This is a genomic window from Rheinheimera sediminis (assembly GCF_004005375.1).
GTDB lineage: Bacteria > Pseudomonadota > Gammaproteobacteria > Enterobacterales > Alteromonadaceae > Pararheinheimera.
The window spans coordinates 34,363-49,172 of record NZ_RZUF01000002.1 but is presented as its reverse complement, the minus strand read 5'-3'; the positions used below and the strand labels follow the sequence as shown (position 1 = coordinate 49,172).

Sequence of the window (14,810 nt, the reverse complement as noted above, 5' to 3'; positions counted from 1 at the left end):
CTGGTTCAGCACATCTCTGGGCATTCCAAGTGAATAGCTACTGACCTGCTCTCTGCTTTATATCAAAACAAAACAGCCCTGCTAACGCAATAAACTCAGCAAAAATGCACCAAAAACTGTGCCGGCTAAAAAAGTAATGCACAGCAGCCAGAATGGCAGAGGTTTTTTGCCAGCCACCGCAGGAACCGGCAACCCGGCTTCCCCCAACAATAATTCACGATCCACCTCAAAAGCCGCAGCCAGGGCTTTACTGGTTTCAAGTGAGGCTATGCCCTGCACTTCCACCCGTTGAATAGTACGTAAACTCACAGCACAAATATCTGCTAAGTGTTGCTGGGTCCAGCCTTTTTCTATTCGCAGTTGGCGAATAAACACGAAGTTAAGCTGCATAGCATCATCCTTTAAACAGTGAAGCCAGGCTATAACCTACAGCGGCACCCGCCATACCAAACACAAAGATAGTCAGTAACATCTTCCACCAGGACTGCTGAGCTTTTAACTGCTTAGCTTGCTGCATAACCCGCTTAAGATCCCACTCGTCACTGTCTTTCATTTCGCTATTGACCCAAAACTCAATCACCACAGAGCTGAGCAACCTACCGCTAAGGCGGATCTTGATTTCAATAGTCTGTCCTTTCCATTCAAAGGTATGCACAGACTTAAAACGCCAGCTTAGCTTTTTCGAGATCAGTTCGTCATTAACAAACACTTGCTCCATTCCCGTCAGGAAAGAGGATTCAACACGTATACAATCGTCAGCCAAATCAAAAAATGCGACAGCACGGTCAGCTTGAATATTCATGGAAGTTTCTCCGTTCATTAAGTTCGGCTCAAGTACAGCACGACAGGCCAAAACTTCTGACGACTTTGCTGTGACAGTCCAACATCTGTCAGCTGACATTAATATGACACTTATTAAAAATCAATAAGTTAACAAGAAATCTCTCAGCTAATCTACAGCAGTAGTGCGGCTTGGTTAGGGGAACAGAATAGTCAAAGCATAATTTAAACCAGAGGGGGTTATGGTGAGCTCTTATAACAATCAGCCGCTAAAAAGCGTCCGGCAGAAAGCTTTTGCAGCTAAAAAATCTGACGCTGTGTTTCGTAGTTTTTCAGGCTGGCCATCAGGTTCTGTAACCGCTCAAACATGGGGTCGTTGTGCATAGCGGCATAATCAATGCTGATCGCCCGAATCTGATCCGTTCTTTAGAGCGGGCATTCGAAGACAACGCCAGTCGCTGAAGCTGGCGCGGCATTTATATTTTTTTGACTGTCCAGCAGATTGCTATCATTCGGAGCTATTTTCAAAGCAGCTTCAATCAGTGTGGTTGCTTTAGCCTGGCAACCTTGTTCACTCAGCAGCACAGCGTAATTGTTCAGATAAGATATTTCCTGCTGCGCAAAAGCCAGGCCTTTTTCAAACCAGTGTGCCGCAACCAAAGGCTGGCTTGAGAAATAATGATTACCCAGCAAAAAATAAGGTAACCAATAATCAGGCCATTGCTTTGTCGCAGTGTTAAGCGCGGTAATACCGCTATCAAGCTGTTGAGTGCTCAATAAATCCTGGCTGGCTTTGGTGTAAATAAAAGCATCAAACTGGGCACTGCTTTTATCCGCAGGCAACATAGCCAGCAGCCAATAGTTACCCCGTGCCCAGGTGCGCTCAAAGGTAGAAAAGTTCAGCCGGTGCGCTTCAGTCACTCCGGTATGCAAAATCACTTCTTTGCTTTGCAGGTCGTAACCAATTACCACGGCATAATGCCACTGCGGCAGCCAGGCCAGAGAGTTATTTTGTAGCACTATGATTGGAATATTTTCAGCAACCAGACTTAACAGTTGCTGCATGGTACCGCGCTGCGCATAAGCAACCAGCCCAAGTTGCCGTGTGGCAGCCGACATTTCAATTTGCAGAGTGCCTTGCAAACCCGAAATAAAGGTAGTGGGCGCTATAATGGCAGGGTCTTTTTCAAGCCCATAAAAACCAGCCACTTCAGCTAAGGTAGTTGGGCCGCAAAAATACTCTTGCTGCGGATAAAATGGTACCAGCGGGATAAGATGCTGACGAGCAATAGCTGGAGGCTCAGCCAGCAGCAGCTTGGTTTGTGGCGGCGTTTGACAGCCGGTCAGTAAAAGCAACAAGCCCGCCAAAAGGCAGGCCTGTCGTAGCAAAACCATCAAAATCACGAATTAAATTGGGTTGATAAAAGGGTAAACGTCAGTAAGACCCATTAAATCCGTGACCACCACAACCACCAGTACAGTCACCACAACACCAACAATACCGCCTGCTGGCATTTCGTTCATCTGAGTATTCAGCGCACTAAGCTCTTCGGCAGTCATACTAGCTATACGTTGTTTGGCATCAGCAGGACTTACGCCCAGCTCAATGAGTTTATTCTGCACTTCGGTACTGTCGACATAAGACAATACTTGCTGCTTATTGAAATTGAACTGTTGATTAGCAATGACCTGCTCAGAACTGAATACAGCAGCAGTTGCCTGGCTCATACCAAGAACTAACATAGGGCAAAGGATGCTGGCTTTTAAAAACTTATTCATCTTCACTTATCCTTAATTTATTGTTTTTATTGAAAAAAACTGTTTTAGATAAATCTCAGAAAGCTGACCATTTAACATTCATCTAGGGTGCACAGTAAAGCATACGTCAGGGATGCGCAACAAAGCTTATGGAGCAACGCTTATTAGAAAAGCAATGCGTAACCTATTACGCGGAGCTTGCCTCGCCAAAAAAGTCTCAACAAACCAGCACCCTCTGATAAAAATTCGCTTTGCAGACCGCATCAACGCCCACTAGCGTGTGTCCGGACTAAGCGTATAAAACCATGGCGACGCGCGGCACAATATGCATCATATTTGGCTCGTTTCTCAGTGCTGTGTAAGACAGCATAGGCTTCAGCAACACGTCTAAATATCTCTGCAGTATTCGGCAATGTGCTGACATCAGGGTGATATTTGCGACCAAGTTTGCGATAGGCCGCTTTTATAGCTTTGGCATCTGTCGTTGCAACGACGCCAAGTACAGTGTAATAATCATTAAACTCCATTGTCTGATCCCATCTAACGAATTCCTACAGCCAGCCTAACAGCCGTATAAGGTGCCATTCTGTACGTTGGCACGCAGACTAAATAACAGAACAGCTGGAGCGCCATAGTTTTGTGTTGCCTGCTTTAGCTGTCGTTTTTATTGATCGTAAAGCTCAGTCCGGTCTATAACTATCGGGTCTATTAAGGGAGGCTCTATCTACTCTGAATAGTGGCAACAGAGTTCCAATATGGTTAGAGAAACCTTGCCAGCTGTTGTTTTAACTGGGTATTTTCAGTGCTCAGTTGGTCAATTTCATCCAATAGATTAAGCACTAAATACAGGTCAGCCCAATCCATACCTAAATCATGATTCAGACGGGCCGCTTTTTTTACTTTGGTTACGCAAGTCAGATGAAATAGCCAGTGCTGCGGCTGATTACCCGCTATGGGAATCGCGATATCGTGCTGGATCAATTCGAGCATGGTTTCTTTATTAATCTGAGTTGTCAGGCAGAGTTCTTCAAAACTGAGCTGAGCATTGCCGGAGTGAATTGCTGATAAGGTCGTCATGCTAAGTTACTCCATTCGCGGCGTGGATCGAAGCAGGCGCTGTCAGCAAGTTGAGCCCACAGTGTGTTACTGCTGTCATTCAGCGTGGCTGGCATCACAATTTTTAAAATCGCAATCAAGTCTCCGGTCGATTGTTTCCCCACCAGGCCTTTTCCTTTCAGCCGCAAACGTTGGCCCGCCTGGCTATTGGCAGGGATCGACAACTGAATTTTTCCGCTCAGCGTAGGCAGTGTTATTTTTGTCCCCAACGCCGCTTCCCAGGGCGCCAGCGGCACGGTAAGTAATAAATTGTCGGCTTCAACATCAAACAGTGGGTGAGGTAATAAGCGGATGGTTAAATACAAATCACCACTAGGAACATTGTCAGCAGCAGGAGAACCCTGCCCTTTTAACCGAATGCGCTCACCATCCTGAATGCCGGCCGGAATTTTAACCTTCAGCGATTTTTTTATCGATTGCTGAGTCCCCAGCGGCCCTGTCTGGTGACCAGCATGTGGCATAACAAATTCAATCTGCTTAGAGGTATCCGCCAGGGTGTCTTCCAGCATAATGGGCCACTCAAGCTCAACATCTGCACCTTTGATTGGATTGCTCTCGTCAAAGCCCGGTTGCTGTCGATGTTGTTGCCGACTACGTGAGCCAGCCTCGCCAAAAATAGCATTAAAAAAATCAGCAAATTCCTGATTGGAAGCCGCATTGTTGTCAGCATAAAAGCCTGAATTCGTCTGGCCTGGCTGGCCGTTAAAACCACGGCTGCGCGCTGCACATAATGCATCATATTCGGCACGTTTCTCCGCGCTGTGCAATACCTCATAAGCTTCAGCAACCCGCTTAAATTTTTCTGCAGTGTCCGGCAATTTACTGACATCAGGGTGATACTTGCGCCCGAGTTTGCGGTAGGCCGTTTTAATAGCTTTGTCGTCTGCAGTTGGTGCAACGCCAAGCACGCTGTAGTAATCAATAAATTCCACCAAGCTTATCCCATCTGAGAATTTCGCAGCATGAGCCTAGCAGAGCGATAAAGAGCCTATCTGTGCGCTGGCGAGCTCAGTGGAATAACGGAGTTAGCTAAAGAGCAGTAGTTGTTTGGCTATCCCAAACATCAAAGCACAAATATCAAAGCATAAATATCAAAGCTTCAACAGCTTCTGCTGTCGATTCAATCGCCTGCCCACGACTTAAACATCTTAAAAGGCCATGAGCAACTTAGGTCACAAGGCTAACTACTAGGCAGTGAGTGAACTATATACCCAAATTATTTGAGGTTTCGGCGAGGCGACAAGCCAGTGCCCCCCTGGGAGCATAGTCAACCTATGTGACTGGGGCCAGATGGCGCAGTCAACAAAGCGGCAACTTCAAGGACGAAGGGGTTATACCCAAGAAACTTGAAGTTGCATGCTCCTCCACGGGGAACAAGGCCGGCAGGAACGATGCAGTTAAAGCAATCTGGCACAAGCCTTTAGGTGACTTTGTGTTTAATGGCGTATTCAGGCTTTAGATACTCTTGGCTTGCAACAATATCGGTCAATATCTCAACGGCATGCCATAAATCGACATAACGCAAATACAGCGGGGTAAAACCCAAACGCAAAATATCAGGCGCCCTGAAATCTGCAATCACACCGCGTTTAATCAGCGCCTGACATAAGGCATAGGCTTGAGGATGCTGATAAGCCAGCTGACTACCGCGCTGTTCCGGCTTTAAGGGCGTTATTAAAGTTAATTCGGCTAGCGCCGCTTGTTGCTGCACCAACTGATGGAAACAGCTGGTCAAACCCAGTGATTTTTCGCGAATTTGTTGCATGCTGACATCGCTGAACACCCCTAAGGCAGCATCCAGTACACTCATAGAAATCACCGCAGGAGTGCCAGTTAAAAACTGTTCTATGCCATCAGACTTCTGGTACTGAGGGCTAAAACTAAAGGGAGCTTTATGCCCCATCCAGCCGCTTAGTGGCTGATTAATTTGAGCGTGATGCCGTTTAGCCGCATATAAAAAAGCCGGAGCACCAGGCCCACCATTCAGGTACTTGTAACCACAGCCTACGGCAAAATCAACCTGCCAGGCGTCCAGCTCCACAGGTAAAGCACCGGCACTGTGCGCCAAGTCCAAAATAACTAACACGCCTTGGTCGTGCGCACTCTGGGTTAAACGCTGTATATCCAGTAAACGACCGCTGCGAAAATCAACCTGAGTCAGCATTAACACAGCAACATCGCTATTCAGCGCCTGCACCAGTTCATGCTCTGGCACCTCCAACAGCTGACAGCGTTTTTCACCTACCAACGTGCTAAGCCCCTGCACCATATACAGATCGGTTGGAAAATTACCTTGCTGGGTTAATACCACAGAACGCTCTGGCTGCATCAGCAGCGCACAACTCAGCACTTTAAATAAATTCACCGAGGTAGAGTCACAGCAAATCACCTGGCCACTACCAGCGCCGATTAAACGGCCAATCTGTTCTCCTACTTTTAACGGTAAATCAATCCACTGATTGCTATTCCAGCTTTGAATGAGATCCTGACTCCATTGCCGGGCCAGCACGTCCTGAGTCCGCTGCAATACGCAGCTCGGCATGGCGCCTAACGAATTACCATCAAAATAAATACTCTGCTCAGGCAAGGTAAATTCTGCTCTTTTATGAGCCAATAGATCCTGCTGATCATAGTGCTGCAGCTGTTCGAGGGTTAAAGGTGCCATCACAGTGGGAGTAACTCCTGTAGGGTCAAAATTAACTGCGGATACGCAGCGCTTTGTGGATGGATCCAGTCAAAATGACCCGCCTTTTCCACCATAAGATACGGTATGCCACTGTCAGTCGCTTGAGTTGCAGGCACAATCGAATCGGCACTGCCCTGCAATAGTAGGGTATTTGGGTGTGCTTTGTGCAGACTAGGGCTGGCATCTTGGTATAACGCAGGTGCTTGCTCTGGCGATGCACCGATAAACTTAGCTGTGACACTTTGGCAACTATTGCTGCCTTTGGCATAACTGGCCATATCGGTGATAGCGGCCAGACCAATCACAGCTTGTATTGGTGCAGGTTTTTTGTCACCTGCTAGCTTTTCACCAGCTAGCTCTTTACCCGCTAAAAGGGCCAACTGACCACCCGCAGAATGGCCCATTAAGGCAATACGGTTAACATCCACGCCATACTGTTCAAACTGCGCCTGAGCATAGTTGATGCCCTGCACTATATCGTTAAAACTGCCAGGCCAGCCGCCGCCTTCGTCGCCCACCCTGCGATACTCCAGCGACCATACTGCATAACCTGCTTCAGTCAGCGCCTGACTCAACGCCTTGCTGTGCGCGACATCATAAGCATTCAACCAGCAGCCACCATGCACAAAAATAACCAAAGGCGGTTTAGTGCCTGACTGAGTTGCAGGTAAAGACAACAAACCAAACTGCAAAGCCGCTGTGCCATAAGCCAATTTCATGCCCTGATTTTTTACAGGCAGCGCCAGCACGCTGTTAAAACTAACATTGTAGAGCGGCGCAGCAGTCAATGCTGCTGAAGGCTTGGCATCAGTCGCCAGCTGTGCAGGTGGCAGAGCAGCACAGGCACTCAGTAGCCCAATACCGGCTATCCATAGTAACCACAACACAGTGCTTTTCTTTGAAAAACTTTCAGAAAGTGAGGAAAACTCAGCAGACATAAGGATGCGATGCTCTTGATTAAAGACCTAAGAATATCAAAGGATTAACAATTTGAAACCGCTTTATGCTGCGCATTCGGTTTTAAGCGGCAAAAGCTTGAGGTATGTATTGAATACAAAGGAGCTGCGTCTTGGATCAGAGCAAAAAAGAGTTTATGCGTCTGGATGAACCTTTCATCACCAACAGCTCAATTCGCTCTGTGAATCCAGCTAAAAATAACAGAGAACAGGTTTTAGTATTCCCACCAGCAGTCTTGCCACCAGTCTAAAAACTCGGTGAAATCGATATAACCATTATTATTGGTATCAATTAGCTTAAAACCCTCTTCAACATGGCTGGCCTTGGTTTTCGGAGCAAGTGCCGTAAGCAGTTCGATAAACTCAGTTAACTCGATGCGGCCATTGCCGTCGCGGTCAAAAAAATCGAAGTTACTTTTAATTTCAGCAATCTGTTGCTCAGACAATGTCTCTCTGCTCACTGGTATGACCTCGCTTTTTAATAAAATCGCCTGTATAAAAAACAGTAGCCGCTGTATGAGGGCTATTAAATATTATGCGTACTTTACAACACCCTGCAGTCAAAGTCAGAGAGAACATAAGTCTTAATTATTCCCCTATACCAAATTAACGCTGATACACCTCTGCTTCAACAATTTTTAGCACCAAGTATCTGCCGGCTTAGACTGCCTGTTTTGTTGAATGATTCAGTTCTACTGTGGTGAGTGCTAAACCACAATCGCAGTCGGGAACTTTAAATACCAGTGGCAGACCGGGGCAGAATAAATTACTGCCATCCCAATGCTGATAGAGTTTGGACTGCGAACCTTTGGCCATTGGCTATAAAAACAATGAGATATAACGCAGGATCAATGCCGATCATTTGGTTTTAGTGATATTGAGGACTTTGATTCCGACAAAAGCGTATTGGTGCCTGGGGTCGGACTCGAACCGACACGGAGTTTCCCCCGGCGGATTTGATAGTTGGCGCATACAGTCACTTGGCCGTATTCCAGCAAAATCCACCATACAAAACCATAACTCAGCTCTTCAAATGCTATTCGACTATGCAGTGAAGCATAAATGGATGCTGGCTAGCCAAGTCCCCGCTTTAGAAAACAAAGGGGCTGAGGGCCAACGGCGCGCAGCTTTTAGCATTGATGAGTACATCAGAGTAAGGGAAAAAGTCGAAGAATTTAGGCATGAGGGTCGCAGAGAGAAAACTCGGCAAATTCGAGAGTTACTTTTGGACTATATGGACTTTGCCATTCTGACCGGCATGAGGCCAGGCTCTGAAATTGATAACCTTACATGGGCAGACATGCACATCGAGCGTGATACAGAACGCTGCCGCTTTTATGTCACTGTACGTAAGGGTAAAACCACCAAATACACAGGCACTCGCGAAGTTGTCTGCAAAGAGGCCATTGTGAAGGTACTCCAACGCTTAAGTAACCGTTTTCCTAACAGAAAAAAAGACGGCCGAATGTTTGTACTACCCGATGGTTCAGCAGTCAAAGAAATAGCTCGCAACTTTGAAAAAGCCCTTGAATTAACTCAATTAAAGAATTCCCAACAGGGGGAAAGAAGTTTATATTCGTTACGTCACAGCTATATTACATGGGAGCTTATGGCTCAAAATGTCAGTATTGATGTGTTAGCCCGTCAATGTGGTACGGGTATCCAGATGATTGAGCAGCATTACAGCCATGTCATTCCCAGAATGTTTGGCCGTGAACTGTCGGGTGTAGCGCTTGAAACCAAGAAGCTGTTAACTAAACAGTTTTCAGAAGTGGATTATGACGAAGTGCTACAAAACCAAATCGATCGTTGGGCAAAAAACTACAAACGACGAGGATTTATTTAAAAGGAGTGGTTGGTGGGGTATCTACAGAAAATAACCATTATTGATGGCCTGTTTATATTCACCCAGCCTAATTCAAAAAGGTGGTACGCCCGCTTTAAGGTTGGTAAAGAACATATCACCTTCTCCACTGGCGAATCAGACGTTGAAGCCGCCAAAATCAAAGCTACAGATAAATACTACAAACGCCGGACTGAACACCAGCTTGGTATTCGTTCCGGTGCTCAAACTTTTACAGCCCTTGCTAATCTGGTAATCAAAGACCTTGAAAGAGACATTGCAGAAGCTAAAAAGGCCAACAAATCGTCAAAGACCAAAAGTAACTACATTGGAATCCTGAAAAAATACCATATGGAGCATTTCAAGGACACGCGTATCGACCAGATTAACCAAGCCAAAATGGACGAATTCCATGCATGGCGACGGGAACAGTTTGGCAAACAGATGTCTAGTTCATCACTGCAAAACCACAATGCTATTCTTTCTAAGGTCTATGACAAGGCACTAAGTTCTGGCCAGATTACCAAGTACCATATTCCAACCTTCGAGACCGATGGTAAACGCCAAGAGCGGCGTGGTGTGTTTACATGGAAAGAGTTCCGTAAAATATCTGAACTAATCAGTAAAGAACAACAACGCACTAAGAATAAAACCAGTCGAATGCTACTTGAATTACTTTACGACTATATCGACTTTGCAGTAGCTACGGGTATGCGCCCAGGTACGGAGATTGAAAACGTCCGGTGGCGAGATATTTCATTCACACTTATTAATGGCGTTCCCGAGATTACCGTTACGGTTACAAAGGGAAAGACAACCCTTTACACGGGACCCAGAGAGGTTGTAGTGCGCAGCGATTTTGTAGCCAACCTTGCCGACTTGGTAGCTCGATTCCCAGATAGAAAAGCCAATGACCTAGTTTTCAGGCTTTCTGACGGTAGTAAACCTAAAGGGCTTAGTCGAAAATTCTCCGAAATAGTGAAAAAGTTAGATCAGGGTAAAGAAAACGAAAAGGACGATGAAGACGAAAAGGTTGTTGTAGCAGAAGAGGTTGAAGAGGCTGTTAAGAATTTAAGCGAACGAACGCTGTATTCGCTTCGCCACTCCTACATCACTTGGAACCTCAAAAACAAAGGCGATATCGCTGCGTTAGCAAAACAATGCGGCACCAGCATTGAAATGATTGATCGCAACTACAGCCATCTGTTGCCTACCATGTTCCGGCAAGAGTTTAGCGGTGTTGCGTATGAGAAAGAAGAGCCTGATTCATTGAAGCAGCGCAATATTAGCCAAAAGGCTAGAGAGGCTAATATCAGGGACTATGGTTGGCTTGCAGACAATTTTGAAAAGCGGAAGTTTGTATAGATTAGTCTGTCCAAGTCCAAGGTGAATTTTAACATTTATACGCCTCGTCCAGGGTATGAATAATCATAGTGAAAAAAGTAGCTATCGACACAATATCTGAGATAGTAGTAAAAGCATAGTAAAGATAGACAGAAGCGGCAGTTATGGTATTTCAATCATCAACAAGTTCGCATTTACCAAATATTGAGCTATCAGATAAGAAATAAATTTTTAAAATTTTGAACGAGAATTCGCCCCTTCTTAAGCAATATTAAATATTTAATAGTTGCAAGTGATAGTTATATTAAATTTACGCAAAAACATTTCATAAATAAACGTATGGTGTAAAAATGATTCAGATAACAAACACTCTTGATGATAAAAAAGTGAATGCAAAAAACATTCAATTCCTAATAGATATAAAGAGCTATGTTGAAATTTCAGAGCAAATACTCAAAAACAATCCTTTCCAACGCAAAAGAGTTAAAAAGAGTGGAAGCATATATAGCCTATTGAAGGAGGATATAAAAAATGGTTGCATAATACCTCCTATTGTTCTCGCTTCTTCAACAAAAGATCAGCAGCATCAAGAAAAGTTAGATCCAGAAGGTTATTTAACAAAATCATTAAACGACTACGAAAATATAAAAATACTAGACGGACTTCAACGTACGTACTCAATAATAGAAGTCTATAACGAAAACACAGAATACTTTGACCAGTTAAATGAAAAATATTTAATTCGCGTGGAGCTGTATTTATCTATTTCGGACACAGGAATACTTTATAGAATGCTCACTTTAAATACTGGTCAAACACAGATGACTTTACGTCATCAACTCGAAATATTATACTCAAGATATTTAGATGCCAGTATTGGTGAAATAAACATAATTAAAGAAACTGATAACGATTCGATAAAAACTATTAATGATTTTAATTTCTCAGATTTAATCGATGGCTACAATTCGTTCCTTGAAAAGAATGAACTACCTATTGATCGTTTTGATATACTTCAAAATGTTAAAACAATAAAATTCATGTCTGAAGAGCAAGAGAACAACATGGAATTTATAGAGTTTATAAAGTTATATCACTCCATGACTAGTCGATTCCAGGGTTTTATTGCTAATTGGACTTATCCTGACGATGTAGACGAACAATTCCAGACAACATCTAATCCATTTGGTAAAAATTTAACTAAAATATTTAACAGAAGCCAGCCCATAACTGGTTTTGGAGCTGCAATATCAGAATTAATTGAGTCAGAATCAATATCAAACTTCAATGATGCAAATGATATAATAGAAAAATTAACAATCGAAGAGGATGATCTTCTGCTTTTAAATAAGCATTTGGATGACGTTAAAGATAGAGCGAAGAAAATTGGTAATGGCCAACGCATATTTTTCAGGCTTTTCTTCAAAAACTTATTCGATAAGGAAGGACGATCTTTTATGAACATTAAAGAATCGCTTGATAACGCCAAGAAAAGGGCGATGGCAGAGGTGTAAGAAATGATAGCACCTTTATATATGAATCTAAATATAGAAACAGTACCAAATAGATATCAAAAAAGTTCAGTGGCATCCTCAAATGACTATGACGTGATTAAGCTGACAAAATTCGAGCCTGATGAAAAAGATATATCTAGCCTATATATTAGACTGAATAAACCATCAAGAGATGTTAGAGCCGGTTGGCTTATACCAGCAATATCTTTAATATCAATTGACCATGACTTCAGCGATAACCCTCATTTCATTAATTACGCTGGTCATATTTTTAATAAATTTAAAGATCAAACTTTAGACGAGAGAACATATTTTTTCATTTGGTATAGAGATAATCTAAAAAACAATGACATAGATGCATACGATTATGTATTAGACTTATCTAAACATGGAATATATCCATTAGAGTCAGAGCACTCAAAGTATAAAAACAATTTATCACTGAGAGTGCCACCCGAACTCACTCTAAAAAAACGGTTCAACTATAGACACTTTAAGGGTTTTGTTAAAGATTTATACTCAAACATACTCCAAGATGAGATAAATTTGTACGCTCGATTCATGCATATTTATCAAGTTATGGAGCTTTCCATGGATCTAGCACTCCAGGCAAAAATGATGGAGTTTAAAGATACTAGAAAACACCTAGGTATAATAAGGGAAAAGCTTCCAGATTATTTTAAAGAATCAAAACTAATAAATGCCGTATATGAGTTCAACGATGGAAATAAAGACATTACGAATATAATTCTTGCAGCTAATTCTAAATTGCATCCATCAACAGGGCGTAATTACAATTCAGCGGAAAAGCATGTAGCAATATATGATTTCAGAAACATGCTTGTACATAATTATTACAGGTTTAAAGATGATATCGATATCAGCTTGTTTTGTGACCACTTAGAATTTGATATACTAGAAATTTTGACAAAAATAATTGAAGCTGATTACTACAAAGAAGAGCTAAAATTAAGATACTTAAACTAGATTTCCCCGCCTGCAATTTAGAGGAAAAGCACTTTTATATAACGCTTATTAAAGTGCTCCCCCTTAAGATAGCACTATTACTATGAACCACTGTATTTTCGCACATGCTAAAGACATCAAGTGACCTACAGAGTTTGACTATTAAAAATACTAACCACTTAATACTGACATACATCTATCCAAAATATGCTCGTTTTGAACTATCACTATATTTAATTTCTTTCTAGTTCTTGTAATATTCTGAAACAGCATTTTCACTGGATGGTAATATGAACCACCAGCATATATTAAATCACCATTAATATCATATGAAAACAATGAATCAATAACCACTGCAACATTGTCGAATTCTTGCCCTATAACTTCATGCGAATTCGGGTTTAATGGATCAGAATAATTATCATGGTACGAACTTGTATACCGAGATGGCGTGAATCGAAGAACGGTCCAAGATTGATTTCTGAGATGCATAAGAAAAGATTTAGCAGACTCTATATTATTAAAGTAATTCAGTATAACATTTTCGCTATCGATTTTTGGTGAATTATACCCTCTGTTAAATAACGCCTTAATGAACGATGACAAAGCTTTATTTGTTCTTATTTTATCTGTTAGCTCGTACTTTTTCAGAGTAACAATTTTTTGTACATAATCATCTATATTTCTTCTCTCCTCCCAACTAGAAAGCGTCTGCGCTTTGTCATAAGATAATACACACATCCCAGAGCTTGACTGAACAGCGCCAACTATTTTTTCTAATTGATTAGGATATATTCTTTGAGCTTCATCTATCACTATAACACTATAACTAGATAAAATATAACTAAGGCAGTTTTTTGCTGAGGCGATCCCCCAGTTATATTTTGAATTTAGTATATAATGTCCACTGTTTAATTTCCCACAATGAATTACCAGAACTTTTTTCCGAGACAAGACCATTTCCTTCACAAAATCATATACTAACAAGGTCTTGCCCGTTCCTGCACTTCCTGTTATCGAAATAAATCTTGGCTTTGATTCATCCCCAGCTATATTAATTAACTCCAGCCTAATCTCCTCTTGTTGATGCGTAAGAAAGTACTGTCCAAGTACAAATCGTTCCGTTGAATTAAAAGGTGACACTAAGTAATTAGAAGGATCGAAAAAATTGTCTATATCTGCAAAATAAAGGTCAATCTGTTTTTCTAAAACAGTGTGCAAATCAGCTAAATTTACAAGCCTTATTTCATGTTTATCATTATAATAATAGGTATTTCCAGTCCCCGCGATGAAACAGAAGCAATATACTGGCTTACCTATTGAACCTAAATAGTAATAATTCCTACGCAATTGTTTTAGAATTTTTTCTTCCGAACTATTTCTCTTAAGCTCTATATTAACTGCATAGTTTTTACCAATTCTTAAGAGGTCAAATTCTTTTCCAATTTGAGGTATCTTATATCCAACGTAAAAACTGTCAAAAACACTAACACTACCTATGTGATTTAATGCTGTTACCAATTGCGTTAAATCGACAACTTCGTCATCTTTAATTCCAATGCCATGATGAGCAGAAAAATTCATGTAATTATTTTTATTTAAAGAGTTAAAAGCTTGCACTAGAGATAGAATGTTTATTGCTTTCAAATTTAATCCTTTAAATTTTAAATGACATAGCAGTTTCAATTCTGTATAGACTTTTGACAGCCACCTTTAACTGCAATTCTGCACGTTAATAGTTATTAACGTGCGTTTTTTGGCTCATTTCAGCACAAAATCGCTGATTAACGTGCGTTCTGGCTACAACTGTCATTAACGTGCGTTTTCGGCACTGAAATCTGCATTAA

At 42.0% G+C, this 14,810-nt stretch carries 15 protein-coding genes; 4 read left to right on the top strand and 11 right to left on the bottom strand.

The window, feature by feature from the left end:
- Window positions 1-81: 81 nt before the first annotated feature.
- The 10 genes from EMM73_RS01375 to EMM73_RS01330 all read right to left on the bottom strand — a co-directional run bounded on the left by EMM73_RS01375 (window position 82) and on the right by EMM73_RS01330 (window position 7,757).
- Window positions 82-390, bottom strand: coding sequence for a helix-turn-helix domain-containing protein (locus EMM73_RS01375; protein ID WP_127684672.1), 309 nt, complete (start codon window positions 388-390; stop codon window positions 82-84).
- A gap of 4 nt (window positions 391-394) precedes the next feature.
- The gene (locus EMM73_RS01370) at window positions 395-802 is read right to left on the bottom strand and encodes a hypothetical protein (RefSeq protein ID WP_127684671.1); all 408 of its coding nucleotides are present in this window, start codon (window positions 800-802) and stop codon (window positions 395-397) included.
- A 404-nt stretch (window positions 803-1,206) separates the two neighbouring features.
- Window positions 1,207-2,148, bottom strand: a complete 942-nt coding sequence (locus EMM73_RS01365; protein ID WP_261373301.1) for a PA2778 family cysteine peptidase — start codon at window positions 2,146-2,148, stop codon at window positions 1,207-1,209.
- A gap of 39 nt (window positions 2,149-2,187) precedes the next feature.
- Window positions 2,188-2,559, bottom strand: a complete 372-nt coding sequence (locus EMM73_RS01360) for a PA2779 family protein (RefSeq protein ID WP_127684669.1) — start codon at window positions 2,557-2,559, stop codon at window positions 2,188-2,190.
- 242 nt (window positions 2,560-2,801) lie between these two features.
- Window positions 2,802-3,065, bottom strand: coding sequence for a DnaJ domain-containing protein (locus EMM73_RS01355; RefSeq protein ID WP_127684668.1), 264 nt, complete (start codon window positions 3,063-3,065; stop codon window positions 2,802-2,804).
- Between the two features lie 232 nt (window positions 3,066-3,297).
- Window positions 3,298-3,615: a chaperone modulator CbpM gene (locus EMM73_RS01350; RefSeq protein ID WP_127684667.1), complete on the bottom strand. Its 318-nt coding sequence runs from the start codon at window positions 3,613-3,615 to the stop codon at window positions 3,298-3,300.
- A complete protein-coding gene (locus EMM73_RS01345) occupies window positions 3,612-4,586 on the bottom strand; it encodes a DnaJ C-terminal domain-containing protein (protein ID WP_127684666.1) in 975 nt (324 codons plus the stop codon). The genes EMM73_RS01350 and EMM73_RS01345 overlap by 4 nt, the downstream gene beginning before the upstream one ends.
- Window positions 4,587-5,074: 488 nt before the next feature.
- Window positions 5,075-6,319 (bottom strand): kynureninase, encoded by a 1,245-nt coding sequence (gene kynU / locus EMM73_RS01340; protein WP_127684665.1) that lies wholly within the window; start codon window positions 6,317-6,319, stop codon window positions 5,075-5,077.
- Window positions 6,319-7,227: an alpha/beta hydrolase gene (locus EMM73_RS01335; protein ID WP_222422567.1), complete on the bottom strand. Its 909-nt coding sequence runs from the start codon at window positions 7,225-7,227 to the stop codon at window positions 6,319-6,321. The genes kynU and EMM73_RS01335 overlap by 1 nt, the downstream gene beginning before the upstream one ends.
- Window positions 7,228-7,511: 284 nt before the next feature.
- A complete protein-coding gene (locus EMM73_RS01330; protein WP_127684663.1) occupies window positions 7,512-7,757 on the bottom strand; it encodes an EF-hand domain-containing protein in 246 nt (81 codons plus the stop codon).
- Between the two features lie 605 nt (window positions 7,758-8,362).
- Between EMM73_RS01330 and EMM73_RS01325 the strand changes: the two genes are divergently transcribed.
- The 4 genes from EMM73_RS01325 to EMM73_RS01310 all read left to right on the top strand — a co-directional run bounded on the left by EMM73_RS01325 (window position 8,363) and on the right by EMM73_RS01310 (window position 12,984).
- Window positions 8,363-9,142, top strand: a complete 780-nt coding sequence (locus EMM73_RS01325; RefSeq protein ID WP_261373300.1) for a site-specific integrase — start codon at window positions 8,363-8,365, stop codon at window positions 9,140-9,142.
- A 12-nt stretch (window positions 9,143-9,154) separates the two neighbouring features.
- A complete protein-coding gene (locus tag EMM73_RS01320) occupies window positions 9,155-10,504 on the top strand; it encodes a tyrosine-type recombinase/integrase (RefSeq protein WP_127684662.1) in 1,350 nt (449 codons plus the stop codon).
- A gap of 329 nt (window positions 10,505-10,833) precedes the next feature.
- On the top strand, window positions 10,834-11,997 hold the full coding sequence (locus EMM73_RS01315; RefSeq protein ID WP_127684661.1) for a hypothetical protein: 1,164 nt from the start codon (window positions 10,834-10,836) through the stop codon (window positions 11,995-11,997).
- 3 nt (window positions 11,998-12,000) lie between these two features.
- Window positions 12,001-12,984, top strand: coding sequence for a hypothetical protein (locus EMM73_RS01310; protein WP_127684660.1), 984 nt, complete (start codon window positions 12,001-12,003; stop codon window positions 12,982-12,984).
- 150 nt (window positions 12,985-13,134) lie between these two features.
- Here the strand turns inward: EMM73_RS01310 and EMM73_RS01305 are convergent, their stop codons facing one another.
- Window positions 13,135-14,610 carry an ATP-binding protein gene (locus EMM73_RS01305; RefSeq protein ID WP_127684659.1) on the bottom strand — a complete coding sequence of 492 codons (1,476 nt, stop codon included), beginning with the start codon at window positions 14,608-14,610 and terminating at the stop codon, window positions 13,135-13,137.
- Between the last annotated feature and the right edge of the window lie 200 nt (window positions 14,611-14,810).

Excerpts from the sequence above, each read along its gene's own strand:
- EMM73_RS01375 (WP_127684672.1), bottom strand. The coding sequence starts at position 390 with ATGCAGCTTAACTTCGTGTTTATTCGCCAACTGCGAATAGAAAAAGGC.
- EMM73_RS01370 (WP_127684671.1), bottom strand. The coding sequence starts at position 802 with ATGAATATTCAAGCTGACCGTGCTGTCGCATTTTTTGATTTGGCTGAC.
- EMM73_RS01360 (WP_127684669.1), bottom strand. The coding sequence starts at position 2,559 with ATGAATAAGTTTTTAAAAGCCAGCATCCTTTGCCCTATGTTAGTTCTT.
- EMM73_RS01355 (WP_127684668.1), bottom strand. The coding sequence starts at position 3,065 with ATGGAGTTTAATGATTATTACACTGTACTTGGCGTCGTTGCAACGACA.
- EMM73_RS01350 (WP_127684667.1), bottom strand. The coding sequence starts at position 3,615 with ATGACGACCTTATCAGCAATTCACTCCGGCAATGCTCAGCTCAGTTTT.
- kynU (WP_127684665.1), bottom strand. The coding sequence starts at position 6,319 with ATGGCACCTTTAACCCTCGAACAGCTGCAGCACTATGATCAGCAGGAT.
- EMM73_RS01325 (WP_261373300.1), top strand. The coding sequence starts at position 8,363 with ATGCTGGCTAGCCAAGTCCCCGCTTTAGAAAACAAAGGGGCTGAGGGC.
- EMM73_RS01315 (WP_127684661.1), top strand. The coding sequence starts at position 10,834 with ATGATTCAGATAACAAACACTCTTGATGATAAAAAAGTGAATGCAAAA.
- EMM73_RS01310 (WP_127684660.1), top strand. The coding sequence starts at position 12,001 with ATGATAGCACCTTTATATATGAATCTAAATATAGAAACAGTACCAAAT.